This window comes from Paraburkholderia franconis (genome assembly GCF_009362735.1).
Classification (GTDB): domain Bacteria; phylum Pseudomonadota; class Gammaproteobacteria; order Burkholderiales; family Burkholderiaceae; genus Paraburkholderia; species Paraburkholderia franconis.
Genome location: NZ_WHNP01000016.1, coordinates 78,705 through 94,498 on the forward strand (window position 1 = coordinate 78,705; position 15,794 = coordinate 94,498).

Annotated in this window: 16 protein-coding genes; 12 read left to right on the forward strand and 4 right to left on the reverse strand. The window is 63.3% G+C overall.

The genetic code is table 11. The annotated features are described in order from the left end of the window. The first annotated feature begins 8 nt into the window (after positions 1–8). From xerC to hslU, 6 genes are all read left to right on the forward strand, one after another. Positions 9–932, forward strand: coding sequence for a tyrosine recombinase XerC (xerC, locus tag GCT13_RS18840; protein ID WP_321574455.1), 924 nt, complete (start codon positions 9–11; stop codon positions 930–932). Positions 933–1,017: 85 nt separating this feature from the next. Then, positions 1,018–2,247: a class I SAM-dependent rRNA methyltransferase gene (locus GCT13_RS18845; RefSeq protein ID WP_152760424.1), complete on the forward strand. Its 1,230-nt coding sequence runs from the start codon at positions 1,018–1,020 to the stop codon at positions 2,245–2,247. A 169-nt stretch (positions 2,248–2,416) separates the two neighbouring features. Further along, a complete protein-coding gene (locus GCT13_RS18850; RefSeq protein WP_193727695.1) occupies positions 2,417–3,487 on the forward strand; it encodes a CobW family GTP-binding protein in 1,071 nt (356 codons plus the stop codon). Between the two features lie 610 nt (positions 3,488–4,097). Beyond that, entirely contained in the window at positions 4,098–4,517 is a 420-nt protein-coding gene (gene dksA / locus GCT13_RS18855) for an RNA polymerase-binding protein DksA (RefSeq protein ID WP_085228454.1), read from the forward strand. A gap of 454 nt (positions 4,518–4,971) precedes the next feature. Beyond that, complete coding sequence (gene hslV / locus GCT13_RS18860) at positions 4,972–5,508, forward strand: ATP-dependent protease subunit HslV (RefSeq protein WP_152760428.1); 537 nt, start codon at positions 4,972–4,974, stop codon at positions 5,506–5,508. Positions 5,509–5,517: 9 nt separating this feature from the next. Next, on the forward strand, positions 5,518–6,858 hold the full coding sequence (gene hslU / locus GCT13_RS18865) for an ATP-dependent protease ATPase subunit HslU (protein WP_152760430.1): 1,341 nt from the start codon (positions 5,518–5,520) through the stop codon (positions 6,856–6,858). 129 nt (positions 6,859–6,987) lie between these two features. On the opposite strand, the gene GCT13_RS18870 is transcribed toward hslU, so the two are convergent. The 3 genes from GCT13_RS18870 to GCT13_RS50890 form a co-directional block, all read right to left on the reverse strand. After that, entirely contained in the window at positions 6,988–7,530 is a 543-nt protein-coding gene (locus tag GCT13_RS18870; protein WP_152760432.1) for a response regulator transcription factor, read from the reverse strand. Next, positions 7,527–8,831, reverse strand: coding sequence for an ATP-binding protein (locus GCT13_RS18875; RefSeq protein WP_152760434.1), 1,305 nt, complete (start codon positions 8,829–8,831; stop codon positions 7,527–7,529). The genes GCT13_RS18870 and GCT13_RS18875 overlap by 4 nt, the downstream gene beginning before the upstream one ends. A gap of 93 nt (positions 8,832–8,924) precedes the next feature. Next, positions 8,925–9,233: a hypothetical protein gene (locus tag GCT13_RS50890; protein WP_321574457.1), complete on the reverse strand. Its 309-nt coding sequence runs from the start codon at positions 9,231–9,233 to the stop codon at positions 8,925–8,927. On the opposite strand from GCT13_RS50890, the gene GCT13_RS18880 reads away from it, so the two are divergent. Beyond that, complete coding sequence (locus GCT13_RS18880; protein ID WP_321574458.1) at positions 9,222–10,568, forward strand: tetratricopeptide repeat protein; 1,347 nt, start codon at positions 9,222–9,224, stop codon at positions 10,566–10,568. The genes GCT13_RS50890 and GCT13_RS18880 overlap by 12 nt on opposite strands. 5 nt (positions 10,569–10,573) lie before the next feature. On the opposite strand, the gene GCT13_RS18885 is transcribed toward GCT13_RS18880, so the two are convergent. Further along, complete coding sequence (locus GCT13_RS18885) at positions 10,574–10,819, reverse strand: cysteine-rich CWC family protein (RefSeq protein WP_152760438.1); 246 nt, start codon at positions 10,817–10,819, stop codon at positions 10,574–10,576. A 342-nt stretch (positions 10,820–11,161) separates the two neighbouring features. Between GCT13_RS18885 and argB the strand changes: the two genes are divergently transcribed. The 5 genes from argB (at position 11,162) to metW (ending at position 15,783) form a co-directional block, all read left to right on the forward strand. Continuing rightward, positions 11,162–12,061 carry an acetylglutamate kinase gene (gene argB / locus GCT13_RS18890; protein ID WP_152760440.1) on the forward strand — a complete coding sequence of 300 codons (900 nt, stop codon included), beginning with the start codon at positions 11,162–11,164 and terminating at the stop codon, positions 12,059–12,061. A gap of 232 nt (positions 12,062–12,293) precedes the next feature. Next, the gene (locus GCT13_RS18895; RefSeq protein WP_152760442.1) at positions 12,294–13,097 is read left to right on the forward strand and encodes a pyrimidine 5'-nucleotidase; all 804 of its coding nucleotides are present in this window, start codon (positions 12,294–12,296) and stop codon (positions 13,095–13,097) included. Further along, positions 13,064–13,729, forward strand: coding sequence for a nucleoid occlusion factor SlmA (gene slmA, locus GCT13_RS18900; RefSeq protein WP_152760444.1), 666 nt, complete (start codon positions 13,064–13,066; stop codon positions 13,727–13,729). Before GCT13_RS18895 ends, slmA begins: the two co-directional genes overlap by 34 nt. Positions 13,730–14,032: 303 nt before the next feature. After that, positions 14,033–15,178, forward strand: coding sequence for a homoserine O-succinyltransferase MetX (gene metX / locus GCT13_RS18905; RefSeq protein ID WP_152760446.1), 1,146 nt, complete (start codon positions 14,033–14,035; stop codon positions 15,176–15,178). Next, positions 15,175–15,783, forward strand: coding sequence for a methionine biosynthesis protein MetW (metW, locus tag GCT13_RS18910; RefSeq protein WP_152760448.1), 609 nt, complete (start codon positions 15,175–15,177; stop codon positions 15,781–15,783). The genes metX and metW overlap by 4 nt, the downstream gene beginning before the upstream one ends. Positions 15,784–15,794 lie beyond the last annotated feature (11 nt).

The window sequence follows — 15,794 nt, forward strand, 5'->3', positions numbered from 1 at the left end:
CTCGCCACGTGACATCCGCCGATCCGATCGCCGTCTATCTGTCGAGCCTCGAGCACGAGCGGCGGTTGTCGGCGCATACGCTGCGCGCCTATACGCACGAACTCGACGAACTGAAGAAGCTCGCGAACGGACGGCCGCTAGAAAGCCTCACGGCGACCGACATTCGCGGCGCCGTCGCGCGCGCGCATTCAGGCGGGCTGTCGGCGCGCTCGATCGGTCATCGGCTGTCGGCGTGGCGCGCGTTCTATCGCTGGCTCGCGGGACGCATCGATTTGCCCGCGAACCCCATCGCCACCGTGCGCGCGCCGAAGCGCGCGAAGACGCTGCCGAAGGCGTTGTCCGTCGATGACGCGCACACGCTGATGGAATCCCCTGCGACGGCCACCGCCGAAGGGCTGCGCGATCACGCGATGCTCGAGCTGTTCTACTCGTCGGGCTTGCGGCTCTCGGAACTGGTCGGCCTCGACGTGCATTTCGTCGACGCCGACGGCTACCGCTCCGCAGGCTGGCTCAAGCTCGACGATGCGGAAGTCGAAGTGCTCGGCAAGGGCAACCGGCGGCGCTCGGTGCCAGTCGGCAGCAAGGCGCTCGATGCGTTGCGCGCGTGGCTTGCCGTGCGCGGCGAACTGGTGAAGCACGATCCGCATCCGCTGTTTCTGTCGGCGCGCGGCAACCGGATGTCGCCGAACGTCGTGCGCGAACGCGTGAAGCGCGCCGCGCTCACGGCGGGCATTCCGGCGAACGTGCATCCGCACGTGCTGCGCCATTCGTTCGCGACACACGTGCTGCAGTCGAGCGGCGATCTGCGCGCGGTGCAGGAACTGCTCGGTCACGCGAGCATTGCCGCGACCCAGGTCTACACCGGGCTCGATTTCCAGCACCTCGCGCGAATCTACGACCAGGCGCATCCGCGCGCAAAAAAACGCGACTGACGCTGCTGGCGCTTTGCAGGCAACCAGTCATATCCGCTCTGCCGCTTCGCGCGGCACATTGTTCCGCTGAAATCCTCACGAAGTCATGAATACCGTTACGCTGAAACCGTCGAAAGAGAAATCGCTGCTGCGCCGCCATCCGTGGGTCTACGCGAATGCGATCGATCGCGTCGACGGCAAGCCCGCCGCCGGCGCAACCGTGCTGGTGCGCGCGCACGACGGCCGCTTCCTCGCGCGCGCCGCGTGGAGCCCACATTCGCAGATCCGCGCGCGCGTCTGGAGCTTCGACGAAAACGAACCCGTCGATCACGCGTTCTTCAAGCGCCGCGTGCAGCGCGCGCTTGCGCATCGTCAGGCGATGGTGCGCGGCACGGGCGCGGTGCGGCTGATCTTCGGCGAGGCGGACGGCCTGCCGGGGCTGATCGTCGACTACTACATCGCTGACGATGCAACGAACCCGGTCGACTTGTCGGATGCGGGCCAGCGCGGCCAGATCGTTTGTCAGTTCATGGCGGCGGGCGTCGAAGCGTGGAAGGACGCGATCGTGCAGGCGCTGATCGGCGCGACGGGATGTCCGAACGTCTATGAGCGCTCGGACGTGTCGATCCGCGAAAAGGAAGGGCTCGAGCAGACGACGGGCGTGCTCGCCGGCGACGCGCCACCCGAAACGCTGATCGTCAGCGAGAACGGCGTGCGCTATCACGTCGACGTGCGCAACGGCCACAAGACGGGCTTCTACGTCGATCAACGCGACAACCGCGCACTGGTGCAGGATCTGTCGAACGACCGCGACGTGCTGAACTGCTTCTGCTACACGGGCGGCTTTTCGCTCGCGGCGCTCAAGGGCGGCGCGAAGCGGGTGGTATCGATCGATTCGTCGGGCGAGGCGCTGGCGATCGCGCAGCAGAACGTCGCGGCTAACGGTTTCGACGCGCAGCGCGCCACATGGCTCGACGCCGACGCGTTCAAGACACTGCGCCGCCTGTTCGACGACGGCGAGCGTTTCGACCTCGTCGTGCTCGATCCGCCGAAATTCGCGCCGTCGCGCGAGCATGTGGACCGCGCCGCGCGCGCGTACAAGGACATCAACCTGACGGGGCTCAAGCTGTTGCGGCCGGGCGGGCTGCTGTTCACGTATTCGTGCTCGGGCGCGATCGATGCTGAGCTGTTCCAGAAGATCGTCGCGGGTGCGGCCGCCGACGCGCGCGTCGATGCGCGCATCCTCAAGCGGCTGGGCGCGGGCATCGATCATCCGCTGCTGACGGCGTTCCCCGAAGGCGAATATCTGAAAGGCCTATTGTTGCAAACCGCCTGATCGCCCATAGTTAGGCGTTTATTTCCCTGGCAGCGACGGGGCTTTAACGGCCCGGCAGCGGCGCACCGGCAGTTATGCTTCAATATTCCGCTGAATTCCTGCGGTTCGGGCCCCGCGCGGTCCGCACCCCAGACTGACGAACACAAGGCGACCTCACATGGCGAACAACATGATCCCAGTCACTATCCTGACCGGCTTCCTCGGCAGCGGCAAAACCACGCTGCTCAAGCGCATCCTGAACGAGAAGCACGGCATGAAGATCGCCGTGATCGAGAACGAGTTCGGCGAAGAGAACATCGACAACGACATCCTCGTTCAGGACACAGGCGAGCAGATCATCCAGATGAGCAACGGCTGCATCTGCTGCACGATTCGCGGCGACCTGTCGCGCGTGCTCGGCGACCTCGCTGCGCAAAAGCAGGAAGGCAAGCTCGATTTCGACCGCGTCGTGATCGAGACGACGGGCCTCGCAAATCCGGGCCCCGTCGCGCAGACGTTCTTCATGGATAACCAGATCGCCGACGAATTTCTGCTCGACGCGATCATCACGCTGGTCGATGCGAAGCACGGCGATCAGCAACTCGACGAGCACGAAGTCGTGCAGCGCCAGGTCGGCTTCGCGGATCGCCTGTTCTTGACGAAGGCCGATCTCGTCGACGACGCGACGCTCGGCGATCTGCGTCACCGCCTGCTGCACATGAATCCGAAGGCGCAAATTCGCGTCGTGAATTTCGGTGAAGCGGACATCAAGGAAGTCTTCGATCTGCGCGGCTTCAACCTGAACGCGAAGCTGGAAATCGACCCGGACTTCCTCGCCGAAGACGAGCACGATCACGCGCATGACCACGACCACGACCACGATCATGACCACGCGAACTGCGATCACGATCATGGCCACTGCGATCACGAAGGCCACGACCACGGCCATCACGCGCATCACGACGACAAGATCAAGTCGTTCGTTTTCCGCAGCGATCGGCCGTTCGATCCGAACAAGCTCGAAGACTTTCTCGGCGGCATTCTGCAGATTTATGGCGAGCGTCTGCTGCGCTACAAGGGTGTGCTGTACATGAAGGGCGTCGATCGCAAGGTCGTCTTCCAGGGCGTGCATCAGATGATGGGCAGCGATCTCGCGGCCAAATGGCAGCCCATTGAGAAGAAAACGAACAAGATGGTGTTCATCGGCATCGAGTTGCCGCAGGATCTGATCACCGACGGGCTCGAAGCCTGCCTCGTCTAAGCCGGTCTTATCTTTATCTTGCGCGGGGCGGGCATTTCAGGTCTGCCCCAACCGCCATTTTCTCGCCGCTGGCGCACGAAAATCGATTCAAACGCGCAGGCACGGCAATTAAACAGCCGGTTCCCGGTCAAAGCACGTGAAAACCCTGTTGTGAGAATACGTGTACGACCATCGCTTTTTAGTGAACAGCGCGTTATATTTTCACGATAAGTGGAGTTTGCGGCAGGGATTTCCCCCGCTTGCAGTTTCGTATTGTGATTCAGTTACAATACGGCCCCACTGGAGAAAGACAACGATTTTGCCCGGTCTAAAACGCGTAGCCGCGTCGCAGCCGTGCCGGGCCTGAAAACGGCGCCGGAAAATCTCATCCGGGGATATCGCCGATAGCCGGCCGGCACACTCCGGCTCATAACGCGCTGCCGGGAAGCATTGCCTCAGGAGCATTTGAAGAATCGGTTTCCAGAGGAGTTCGGCCCCGCAACGGCGCTTCGGCGTCACGACAGCCCACCGTCCGTGTTCGCCGGCGCTCAATCGAGCGTCATCGAGGCGCCTTTGCGGGCAACACGAAAGTGCGGGCAATGATTTGCCTCACATTGAAGAAGCAAGCCAGATGACGACGAAACGACTCTTGACCGAAGCCGAAATCCTGAAGATGAGCGACAAGGATTACATGAATGAGGATCAGCTCGCTTTCTTCAAGAACCGGCTCGAACAGCTGCAGGCGGAAATCCTCCGCAACGCCGGCCAGACCACCGAAAATCTGCGCGAAACCGTGATCGTGCCGGACCCGGCCGACCGTGCGACGATCGAGGAAGAGCATGCGCTGGAACTGCGCACGCGCGACCGCGAGCGCAAGCTGCTGAAGAAGGTTCAGCAGTCGCTTGCGCGCATCGAATCGGGCGAATATGGCTGGTGCGAGGAAACGGGCGAGCCGATCGGCATCCCGCGTTTGCTTGCGCGGCCGACGGCGACGCTGTCGCTCGAAGCGCAGGAACGCCGCGAATTGCGCCAGAAGCTGTTCGGCGACTGACCGCCCGACGGCGCGGTTTTCGGGGTCCGCGCCCCATGGACGCTTCGTGAGAGGCGCACGGTGAATCGTGCGCCTCTTTTCTTTTGTAAAGCCGATCTTTAACGATGATCCAGCGCCCATATCGGCTCATCCTACGTGCGGTAATCGGTAAATGCGCGTTGCATCGACGTTGCTGCCGACCGACGCCAGCATCTTTTACCGCTAACCCCGCCTTGCGCTTTTTCTGCTTTTCTCACGCTGTCGAGACTTCCGCTCTTGATATGGCAGCGCCCGCCCTAAAATAAACCGGACATGCGTTGCACGCGCGCGCGGCACCTGGCATCGCGCGGCGTCCGCTCCGGATTCCGTGGTGGCGCATCGGCGCCTCCGCGTCCTCACTGTCGGCCGAAGTCGGATGCTTTGGCGCTTGCTTCGGCCCCACGCAATTGATTGCGGTTTTGCAAAAGGAACGCATATGGAGCAATTTCACGGCACGACGATCGTTTCCGTGCGTCGCGGCGACAAGGTCGCGCTCGGCGGCGACGGCCAGGTCACGCTGGGCAACATCGTCATGAAAGGCGGCGCGAAGAAAGTCCGGCGCATTTACAACGGCAAGGTGCTGGTCGGCTTCGCGGGCGGCACGGCTGACGCCTTCTCGCTGCTCGACCGCTTCGAAGCGAAGCTCGAAAAGCATCAGGGCAATCTCACGCGCGCCGCCGTCGAGCTGGCGAAAGACTGGCGCACCGACCGCATGCTGCGCCGTCTCGAAGCGATGCTGATCACGGCCGACGCGACCACCACGCTGGTCATCACCGGCAACGGCGATGTGCTCGATCCCGAAGGCGGCATCTGCGCGATCGGCTCGGGCGGCGCGTACGCGCAGGCAGCCGCGAAGGCGCTCGCCGACAACACGGATCTTTCGCCGCGCGACATCGTCGAAAAGGCGCTGGTGATCGCCGGCGACATGTGTATCTACACGAACCACAACCGCGTCATCGAGACGATCGAGTAAGGACACACGATGAGCACCATGACTCCCGCCGAGATCGTCTCGGAACTCGACAAGCACATCATCGGCCAGCATCGCGCGAAGAAAGCCGTTGCGGTGGCGCTGCGCAACCGCTGGCGCCGTCAGCAGGTCGCCGAGCCGCTGCGCCAGGAAATCACGCCGAAGAACATCCTGATGATCGGGCCGACGGGCGTCGGCAAGACGGAAATCGCGCGGCGTCTCGCGAAACTCGCGGACGCGCCGTTCATCAAGATCGAAGCGACCAAGTTCACGGAAGTCGGCTATGTCGGCCGCGACGTCGACAGCATCGTGCGCGACCTGATGGAAATCTCCGTCAAGCAGACGCGCGAGACGGAAATGCGCAAGGTCCGCACGAAGGCCGAAGATCTCGCCGAAGACCGCATCCTCGACATTCTGCTGCCGGGCGCGCGCACGGTCGGCTTCGGCTCGGGCCACGAAGCGAGCGGCGACGAATCGAACACGACGCGTCAGACGTTCCGCAAACGCCTGCGCGAAGGACAGCTCGACGACAAGGAGCTCGAGCTCGACATCGAGATGCCGCAGCCGGCGATGGACATCATGGGGCCGCCGGGCATGGAAGACATGACCGAGCAGATCCGTTCGATGTTCGCGAATCTCGGCGGCGGCAAGAAGACGCGCCGCAAGGTGAAGGTGAAAGAAGCACTGAAGCTCCTCACCGACGAAGAAGCGGCGAAGATGCTGAACGACGAAGAGGTCAAGGCGAGAGCCGTGCAGAACGTCGAGCAGAACGGCATCGTGTTCCTCGACGAAATCGACAAGATCGCGTCGCGCAACGAAGCGGGCACCGGTGAAGTCTCGCGTCAGGGCGTGCAGCGCGATCTGCTGCCGCTCGTCGAAGGCACGACGATCAGCACGAAGTACGGGATGGTGAAGACCGATCACATCCTGTTCATTGCGAGCGGCGCGTTCCATCTCGCGAAGCCGAGCGATCTGATTCCCGAACTGCAAGGCCGTTTCCCGATCCGCGTCGAACTCGATTCGCTGTCGGTGAAGGACTTCGAATCGATTCTCGTCGCCACCGATGCGAGTCTCGTCAAGCAATACCAAGCGTTGCTCGAGACGGAAGACGTGCACCTCGAATTCGCCGACGAAGGCATCCGCCGTCTCGCGGAAATCGCCTACTCGGTGAACGAGAAGACGGAAAACATCGGCGCGCGCCGTCTCTATACGGTGATCGAGAAGCTGCTCGAAGACGTGTCGTTCTCGGCGGGCAACCACGCGGGCAAGAGCGTGGTGATCGACGCGGCGTATGTCGATCGCGCGCTGAACGACGTCGCGCAAGACGAGGACCTGTCGCGCTACGTGCTCTGATTCGCGCCGGTCTCGCCAGCAAACAGACGAAGAACCAGGTGAAACGGGCGGCGCTCCGCGAGGAGCGTCGCCCGTTCTCACATGCATGCGCAGCAGTTATCTATCGCGTTCGTTGCAATGGCGACAGCATCATTGCTTGACGGGCCGCTTCGCCAGCTTGCGCTGCAGCGTGCGTCGATGCATGTTCAACGCGCGCGCCGTCGCTGAAATGTTGCCGCCGTTTTCCGCAAGCACGCGCTGGATGTGCTCCCATTCGAGCCGCGCCACCGACAGCGGCACCGGCTTCTCGATGGCTTCTTCAGCTTGCAGCACGCTCGCGTCCGCTTGCAGCGCGGAGAGAATCGTCTCGACGTTCGCGGGCTTCGCCAGATAGTTGTCCGCGCCATCCTTCACCGCCTGCACCGCCGTCGCGATGCTCGCGTAGCCCGTCAGCACCAGCATCCGCGCGTCGGGCTGCAGGTCGCGCAGCGGCGCGACGAGGTTCAGACCCGAGTCGTTGCCCAGATGCAGGTCGACCGTGATCTGCCCGAACTTCTGCTGATTTGCGAGGCGGATCGCTTCGTCGGCATTGTGCGCTTCGGACACCGTGAAGCCCCGGCGCGTCAAACCGCGTGCGAGGATGCCGGAGAACACTTCGTCGTCGTCGATCACCAGAAAATTCTTGTCGCTCATGCTTGTTTCTCCGTATTGGACGACGCGGCGCCATGCCGGCCCGCGCCCGTTTGCTCGCGGGCCAAAGGCAACCGCAACACTGCGCGCGTTCCGCGCGGCTTGATTTCACTGACATCGGTTAGCTCGATCGATCCGCCGAGCCGCGCCGCCGCCGAAAACGCCAGATACAGCCCGACGCCATGCCCGCCTTGCGTGCTGTCGACGGGCGCCGCGCCGAGCACGCTGCGCAACGACGCCGGCACACCCGGCCCCGCGTCACAGACTTCGAACTCGATCGAATCGTGCGCGGCGGGCTTCGCGGCCAGCGTCACGTGATCGCGGCTCGCGCGCGCGGCGTTGTCGAGCAGGATCGTGAGAATCTGGCTGACGGCAACCGTGTCGTCGATAGAGACATCGACAGGCGGCTCGCCCAGGCGCTCGAATTTGACGTGCGGATGGCGCAGCCGCCATTGATCGGCGAACGAGCCGAGCCATTCGTCGACACGCTGACGACTGCCTTGCGTCGACGCGCGGCTGCGCAGACGCGCGAGCGCCGATTTGCACAAGGCCATCTGCTGATCGAGGATGTCGAGATCCGCGATGTAGGGCTCGAGGCCTGCGTCGGTGCGCGCGGCATCGCGCAGTTCCTCGGTGAGCATCGCGATCGTCGAAAGCGGCGTGCCGATCTCGTGCGCGACCGTGGCGGCCTGCACGCCGAGCGCAACGGCGCGCTCGTCGCGCAGCAGACGCTGTTGCGCATCGCCGAGCGCGGTATCGCGCTGACGCAGCGCGCGCGACATGCGCGCCACGAACCACGCGATCAGGCCGACGCTCACCATGAAGTTCACCCACATGCCGGCGCGGTAGTAGTCGAACAGGTTCGCTGGGTTGTCGAGATTGAGCGGTACCGACTCGAAGCCGAGCACCGCATAACACGCGACCGCGAATGCGGCGAGCCACGCCATCAGATGCCACGGCAATACGGCCGCCGCAATGGCCAGCGACGGCAGATACAGCGAGACAAACGGATTGGTCGTGCCGCCCGAGAGAAACAGCAGCGCAGACAGCGCGCCGAGATCGACCCACAGCTGCCCGAACAATTCGAGGCTCGACTCGGGCTTCTGACGCGACACGCGCAGCCACGTGAGCCCGTTGAAGACCACTTCGAGACCGATGACGAGAAGCATCGCCGGCAACGGCAAATTCACGCCGACAAAGATCTGGACGAACGCGATCGTCACGAGCTGGCCAATGATGGCGAGACTGCGTAGCCAGAAGAGATGTCCGAGGTTGACCCGGCCGGTGAGGGTTATGCGCTGCATCCTGCAAGTTTACCTGTTGGGAGCGGTCCGATTCATCGATCGGACTTCCGGAACTATAGTTTCCATTGTTGTTTAACGTGCGCTCGCCACTCTTTACTGATAATGCTTAAAACGTCCCTTGATCCAGATCAAGTTCTTTTGGAATCCTTCCAGACATTCGTGCGTCATGCAGCCGCCGCGCAACAGCATGGCGACCAAACGGCCCATGACATCTGGCTTCAGGCCGCCTCCCATTTGTTTCCGATCGATCCCGACTCGCTGGACGTAATGTGCCAGCAGCTGACAGCAGCCCAACGCGCCGCCCAGGCCGAATCCATTGCCCGCGCCTTCGTTGCACTTGTCCCCGGCGACGCGCGAGCGCTCTTTCGCCTGGGCTTCACGCTGCAGTGGATGAACCGCCACGCCGATGCGATCGCGCCGTACCGCGCGGCGCTCGCCATCGCTCCCGATCTGCACAGCCTGCGCAACAATCTGGCGGGCGCGCTGATGTCGGCCGATCCGAGGTCAACGGAGGCCATCACGTTGCTCAAGACCGCGCTCGAAAAGAATCCTGCCGATGCGAATGCGTGGATCAATCTCGGCAAAACGCATCTCGCCCGCTTCGAACTCGACAGCGCCCTCGAAGCCGAACGGCGCGCGCTCGAACTTCAGCCCAACAATCCCGTCGCGCTGGGCAATCACGGACAGACGTTGCGCGAAGCTCAGCAGTGGGACGACGCGGAACGCTTCACATCGGCCGCGCATCGCACGGCACCGGACAACCCGTCGTACCTGTCCAATCTCAGCATGATCCACCTTCTGCGCGGCAACTACGCCGACGGCTGGCGAGAGCACGAAGCACGTTGGGACGGATCGAAGGAACTGGCCGGCAAGCGGCCCGTGCTGCCCGGCCCCGCATGGCGCGGCGAGCCACTCGAAGGCAAGACGCTGCTTCTCTGGGGCGAACAGGGCATGGGCGATCTGCTGCAATTCTGCCGCTACGTTCCGCTGCTCGCCGATCGCGTGCATCGGGAAGGCGGGCGCCTCGTCTGGAACTCGTTTCCGCAAATGGGCGCGCTGCTCGGCCGCACGCTCGCGCAGCATGCCCATGAGTTCACACTGGGCGGCGGCGTCGAGATGCTGCCGAAGTTCGATTACGAAATCTCGCTGCTGTCACTGCCATTGTTGTTCGACACGCGAGAAGACACGATTCCGTCGGCTGTTCCGTATCTGCAAGCCGATCCATCAGCCGTCGACGCCTGGCGCAAGCGGCTCGCGGGTGAAAGGCGACTGAAGGTGGGTCTCGTCTGGACGGGCAGCCACGGACATCAACGCAATCCGTACCGCCGGGTCGGTCTCGAGCGTTACGTCGATTACTTCCGCGAACTCGACGACGTCGCCTTCTATTCGCTGCAACCGGGCGCGGCCGCCGATGTGACCGCCGCGCGCACGGCCGGGCTCGATATTACCGACCACACGGCGGAGTTCAGGACATTCGACGACACTGCGGCGTACATCGGCGCGCTCGATCTGGTGATTACCGTGTGTACGTCGGTCGCGCATCTGAGCGGCGCGATAGGGCAGCGTACGTGGGTGCTGCTCGACGTCAATCCGCATTGGGTGTGGCTGCTCGATCGCGCCGACAGCCCCTGGTATCCGACCGCGACTTTGTACCGGCAGCCGCAGTTCGCGCAGTGGGAACCCGTGTTCGACAAGCTGACGAGCAATCTCGCGGCGCTGGCCAGGGCGCGTCGGTAGCCGGCCTATTCCGGCGCGGCGGCCACGCCTTGCGCCGACGCGCGTTCGCGCGCAATTGCATCGGCGAGACATTCGGGGCACAAGCAGCCGGTGCCCGCCTTCAGCGCATCGGCGGGTAACGCGGGCATCGAGACGCACCAGCACGTCGACCTGTCGCTGCGCGCGCCGCAGTCGAACACGCGACGGCAGCGCGGGCAGCGCGCGCTGGATGCTTCGGAGAATTCAGGCGATTCGAATAGGGACGGGTTCATGACAGCAGGATGAAACCGGTCGGTGACACAAACATGATGCCACTTTCGGCGGATGAGCAAAACGCCGCCCGTTGCAACGGGAATGGGACCGCGCGCGGCGATCCCGACGTGCGTTCGAATGGAGTTCCATCAGCACGAGAACTTCCCTGCCGGATCGAGGCCCAAAACCCTGTCCGGCGCCCGTCAGAAAGCGGTCGCCGGGCGGCCCCGAAAAGCCTGTTTGCGCACTGCGGGAAAGCGGCCGTAATCGCCGTGGCAGCACGCGTTGAAATCCCTGTTGCACCGCGCCAGTTGTGTACAATTCGGCCTTGTTTTAACCGTTTCCCTGTCCGAGCCGCCGCCATGTCCGAGACCCCCGACCTGTCCCAGATCGCACCCACGCTGAAGGCTGAAATTCTCGCCGAGGCTCTGCCCTATATTCGCCAGTACCACGGCAAGACCGTCGTCATCAAATACGGCGGCAACGCGATGACGGAAGAGCGCCTGAAGCAGGGCTTCGCGCGCGACGTGATCCTGTTGAAACTGGTCGGCATCAATCCGGTGATCGTGCACGGCGGCGGTCCGCAAATCGATCAGGCGTTGAAGAAGATCGGCAAGCAGGGCACGTTCATCCAGGGCATGCGCGTCACCGACGAAGAGACGATGGAAGTCGTCGAATGGGTGCTGGGCGGCGAAGTACAGCAGGACATCGTCACGCTGATCAATCACTTCGGCGGCCACGCGGTTGGTCTGACGGGCAAGGACGGCGGCCTGATCCACGCGCGCAAGCTGATGATGCCGGACCGCGATAACCCGGGCCAGTACGTCGACATCGGCCAGGTCGGCGAAGTCGAGCAGATCAACCCGGCTGTGGTGAAAGCGCTGCAGGACGACGCGTTCATTCCCGTCATTTCGCCCATCGGTTTCGGCGAAGACGGTCTGTCGTACAACATCAACGCGGACCTGGTCGCGGGCAAGCTCGCCGTCGTGCTGAACGCCGAGAAGCTCGTGATGATGACAAACATCCCCGGCGTGATGGACAAGGAAGGCACGCTGCTGACCGATCTGTCGGCGCGCGAAATCGACGCGCTGTTCGCGGACGGCACGATCTCGGGCGGCATGCTGCCGAAGATCTCGTCGGCACTCGACGCCGCGAAGAGCGGCGTGCGTTCGGTGCACATCATCGACGGCCGCATCGAGCACTCGGTGCTGCTCGAAATCCTGACGGAACAGCCGTTCGGCACGATGATCCGCTCGCACTGAGCGCATCGCACGTCGTTCGGACCGCCGCGTTTTTACACGGCATCTCGGCTACAAAGCATCACGCGAAGCACGGCACGCTGGCCGCCGTGCTTCGCAGAAGGCATACTGGTCTTCGGTCTTTTTCGCGCAGCACGCTGCGCCGTCTCACGCTTCTACCCCGCACGCATCGCGCGACGCCTGCGTCGTATCGCAGCCGTCGTCACCCTGCGCGCGACACATCACGCATCACATCATGCGCACTTCCCGTCCGAAGCGTCGTCGGCCGCAGATTCACGCCGGCAAACCCGTCTGGCTGTTCGATCTCGACAACACGCTGCATCACGCGTCGCACGCGATCTTTCCTGCGATCAACACCGCGATGACGCAGTACATCATCGACGCGCTGCAAGTGGAGCATGACGAAGCGAACCGTCTGCGCACCGGCTACACGCAGCGCTACGGCGCGGCGCTGCTGGGGCTCACGCGCCATCATCCCGTCGATCCGCATGACTTCCTGAAAGTCGTCCACACGTTCCCCGACCTGCGCTCGATGCTGCGCAGCGAACGCGGCCTGAAACGTCTCGTCGATGCACTGCCCGGCCGCAAGATCGTACTGACCAACGCGCCCGAAACGTACGCGCTCGACGTGCTGAAAGAGTTGGGCATCGAGCGGCTGTTCGAGCGCGTGATCGCGATCGAGCACATGCGCGACCAGCGCATGTGGCGCGCGAAGCCCGACCACGCGATGCTGCGCCGTGCGATGCGCGACGCGCACGTGCGTCTCGCCGATGCGATTCTCGTCGAGGACACGCGCAGCCATCTGAAGAACTATCGGCGTCTGGGCATCCGCACGGTGTGGATCGTCGGCCATCTGCCGCGTCAGAGGCGCGCGGACGGCAGCTTTGCGCGCCTGCCGGGAACGGGCCGCCCGCACTATGTCGACCGCCGGATTCGCTCGCTAAAATCACTGAGACTGGGCACCCGCGCGGGACGAGAGGCGGTGCAACAACAGGGACGACAGACATGCAGCCTATTCGCAAGCATGACGAGGACGTAACCGAAGAGCCGTCGACCACCGCGCGCGCCACGCGCATGAAGCCCGGCGAGCGGCGCGTGCACATCCTCCAGACGCTCGCCGCGATGCTGGAGGCCCCGAAGAACGAAAAAATCACGACAGCGGCACTCGCGGCGCGCATCGGCGTATCGGAAGCCGCGCTGTATCGTCATTTCGCGAGCAAGGCGCAGATGTTCGAAGGGCTGATCGAGTTCATCGAGCAGACGCTGTTCGGGCTCATCAACCAGATCGTCGCGAAGGAGCCGAACGGCGTATTGCAGGCACGCGCAATCGCGCTCACGCTGCTCAACTTTTCCGCGAAGAACCCCGGCATGACGCGCGTGCTGACGTGCGAGGCACTCGTCGGCGAGCATGAGCGGCTCACCGAACGGGTCAACCAGCTACTCGAACGCGTCGAGGCGTCTCTCAAGCAATGTCTGCGGCTCGGGCTGATGGATGCGTCGAGCCAGAACGAACCGAACGCGATCCCGCTTCCCGCCGACTACGATCCCGTCGTGCGCGCGAGCCTGCTGCTCAGCTACATCGTCGGACGCTGGCATCGCTATGTACGCAGCGGCTTCGCGCGCGCGCCCATCGAACAGGCCGACGCGCAGTTGCGGCTGATCCTTCAGTAAGTCGAGTTCAGCGATGTTCGGGCCGCGAGTGAATCCGCTGCAGTTCGCCGGCCCCGACATCCCGCCGATTTTCCCGCGCGTTTTCCGCTATACTTTGCGCTCGACCGTTTCTGACGGTCCAATAAAGCAGTACAGCGCGCCGATTTGCTGACTCGATTGCGGGCGCGCGAACCAGCGGATGTGATCTATCGGTCCCCGCGGTTCACTATAAATGCGGCTAAAGAGGTCGTCAGCCGCGCACATTCTTCCTCCGCGCAATCGCCGACACCATTTAGCCGCCCCCCATGTCAGAAGGCGGAATGAATGGAATCGATCGGGATCGTCGCTCCACAAACAATGCATTTCTCCGAGCCGCTGCGCCTGCAAAGCGGCAGCTCGCTCGCGAACTACGACCTCGTGGTCGAAACGTACGGCACGCTCAACGCCGCGCGCAGCAATTCCGTGCTCGTGTGCCATGCGCTCAACGCGTCGCATCACGTCGCGGGCGTCTATGCGGATGATCCGAAGAACATCGGCTGGTGGGACAACATGGTCGGTCCCGGCAAGCCGCTCGATACGAACCGCTTCTTCGTGATCGGCGTGAACAACCTCGGCTCGTGTTTCGGCTCGACGGGCCCGATGAGCATCGATCCGTCGACGGGCCGTCCGTATGGCGCGAGCTTTCCCGTCGTGACCGTCGAAGACTGGGTGAACGCGCAGGCGCGCGTGGCCGACGCGTTCGGCATCGAGAAATTCGCCGCGGTGATGGGCGGCAGCCTTGGCGGCATGCAGGCGCTCGCGTGGAGCATGATGTATCCGGACCGGATCGCGCATTGCATCGTGATCGCGTCGACGCCGAAGCTGTCCGCGCAGAACATCGCGTTCAACGAGGTGGCGCGCTCGTCGATCCTCTCCGACCCGGACTTTCACGGCGGCGACTACTATGCGCACGGCGTGAAGCCGAAGCGCGGCCTGCGCGTCGCGCGGATGATCGGCCACATCACGTATCTGTCCGACGACGACATGGCCGCGAAGTTCGGCCGTGCGCTGCGCCGCGCGGAAGGCGCGGAGGACGTATATAACTTCAATTTCGACGTCGAGTTCGAGGTGGAGTCGTATCTGCGCTATCAGGGCGAGAAGTTCGCCGATTACTTCGACGCGAATACGTACTTGCTGATCACGCGCGCGCTCGACTACTTCGATCCCGCCAAGGCCTACGACGGCGACCTCACGGCCGCGCTCGCGCACACGAAGGCGAAGTATCTGATCGCGAGCTTCGCGACCGACTGGCGCTTCGCGCCCGCGCGCTCGCGCGAACTGGTGAAGGCGCTGCTCGATCACAAGCGCCAGGTGACGTACGGCGAGATCGACGCGCCGCACGGCCACGATGCCTTCCTTCTCGACGACGCGCGCTATCACAACCTGATGCGCGCCTACTACGAACGCATTGCAGCAGAGGTGAACGCATGAACGAGCGCGCTTTCGATTATCTTGCGACGCGCCCCGATTTCCGCGCGATCGCCCGCTGGGTCGAACCGCGTGCGACGGTGCTCGATCTGGGTTGCGGCGACGGCTCGCTGCTGTCGCTGCTCATCGAAGAACTCGAAGTCAGCGGCTACGGCATCGAGATCAACGATGCCGGCGTGCTCGCGTCGACGAAGAACGGCATCAACGTGATCCAGCAGAATCTGGAAGACGGCTTGCGCCTCTTCGAAGACGGCAGCTTCGATTTCGCGATCCTGTCCCAAACGCTGCAGACCATTCATCAGACGGCCGCAATCCTGCGCGAGACCGTGCGCGTTGGCAAGGAATGCATCGTTTCGTTCCCGAACTTCGGGTATTGGACGCACCGTCTGTCGGTATTGAAGGGACGCATGCCCGTGTCGAAGTCACTGCCTTATCAGTGGCACAACACGCCGAACGTGCGCGTGCTGACCATCAAGGACTTCGAGGCGCTCGCGCCGGAAGTCGGCATCGAGATTCTCGATCGCGTGGTGCTGCACGGCGGACAGGCGGTGCGGTGGGGCGTGAACTGGCGTGGTAGTCTTGCGGTCTATCGCGTCAAGAAAAGCTAACGCAACTCAAC

What these genes read in the sequence shown, in the direction of transcription:
- GCT13_RS18845 (WP_152760424.1), top strand. Translation starts at nt 1,018, where the DNA reads ATGAATACCGTTACGCTGAAACCGTCGAAAGAGAAATCGCTGCTGCGC.
- GCT13_RS18850 (WP_193727695.1), top strand. Translation starts at nt 2,417, where the DNA reads ATGATCCCAGTCACTATCCTGACCGGCTTCCTCGGCAGCGGCAAAACC.
- dksA (WP_085228454.1), top strand. Translation starts at nt 4,098, where the DNA reads ATGACGACGAAACGACTCTTGACCGAAGCCGAAATCCTGAAGATGAGC.
- hslV (WP_152760428.1), top strand. Translation starts at nt 4,972, where the DNA reads ATGGAGCAATTTCACGGCACGACGATCGTTTCCGTGCGTCGCGGCGAC.
- hslU (WP_152760430.1), top strand. Translation starts at nt 5,518, where the DNA reads ATGAGCACCATGACTCCCGCCGAGATCGTCTCGGAACTCGACAAGCAC.
- GCT13_RS18870 (WP_152760432.1), bottom strand. Translation starts at nt 7,530, where the DNA reads ATGAGCGACAAGAATTTTCTGGTGATCGACGACGACGAAGTGTTCTCC.
- GCT13_RS18875 (WP_152760434.1), bottom strand. Translation starts at nt 8,831, where the DNA reads ATGCAGCGCATAACCCTCACCGGCCGGGTCAACCTCGGACATCTCTTC.
- GCT13_RS18880 (WP_321574458.1), top strand. Translation starts at nt 9,222, where the DNA reads ATGAACCGCCACGCCGATGCGATCGCGCCGTACCGCGCGGCGCTCGCC.
- GCT13_RS18885 (WP_152760438.1), bottom strand. Translation starts at nt 10,819, where the DNA reads ATGAACCCGTCCCTATTCGAATCGCCTGAATTCTCCGAAGCATCCAGC.
- argB (WP_152760440.1), top strand. Translation starts at nt 11,162, where the DNA reads ATGTCCGAGACCCCCGACCTGTCCCAGATCGCACCCACGCTGAAGGCT.
- GCT13_RS18895 (WP_152760442.1), top strand. Translation starts at nt 12,294, where the DNA reads ATGCGCACTTCCCGTCCGAAGCGTCGTCGGCCGCAGATTCACGCCGGC.
- slmA (WP_152760444.1), top strand. Translation starts at nt 13,064, where the DNA reads ATGCAGCCTATTCGCAAGCATGACGAGGACGTAACCGAAGAGCCGTCG.
- metX (WP_152760446.1), top strand. Translation starts at nt 14,033, where the DNA reads ATGGAATCGATCGGGATCGTCGCTCCACAAACAATGCATTTCTCCGAG.
- metW (WP_152760448.1), top strand. Translation starts at nt 15,175, where the DNA reads ATGAACGAGCGCGCTTTCGATTATCTTGCGACGCGCCCCGATTTCCGC.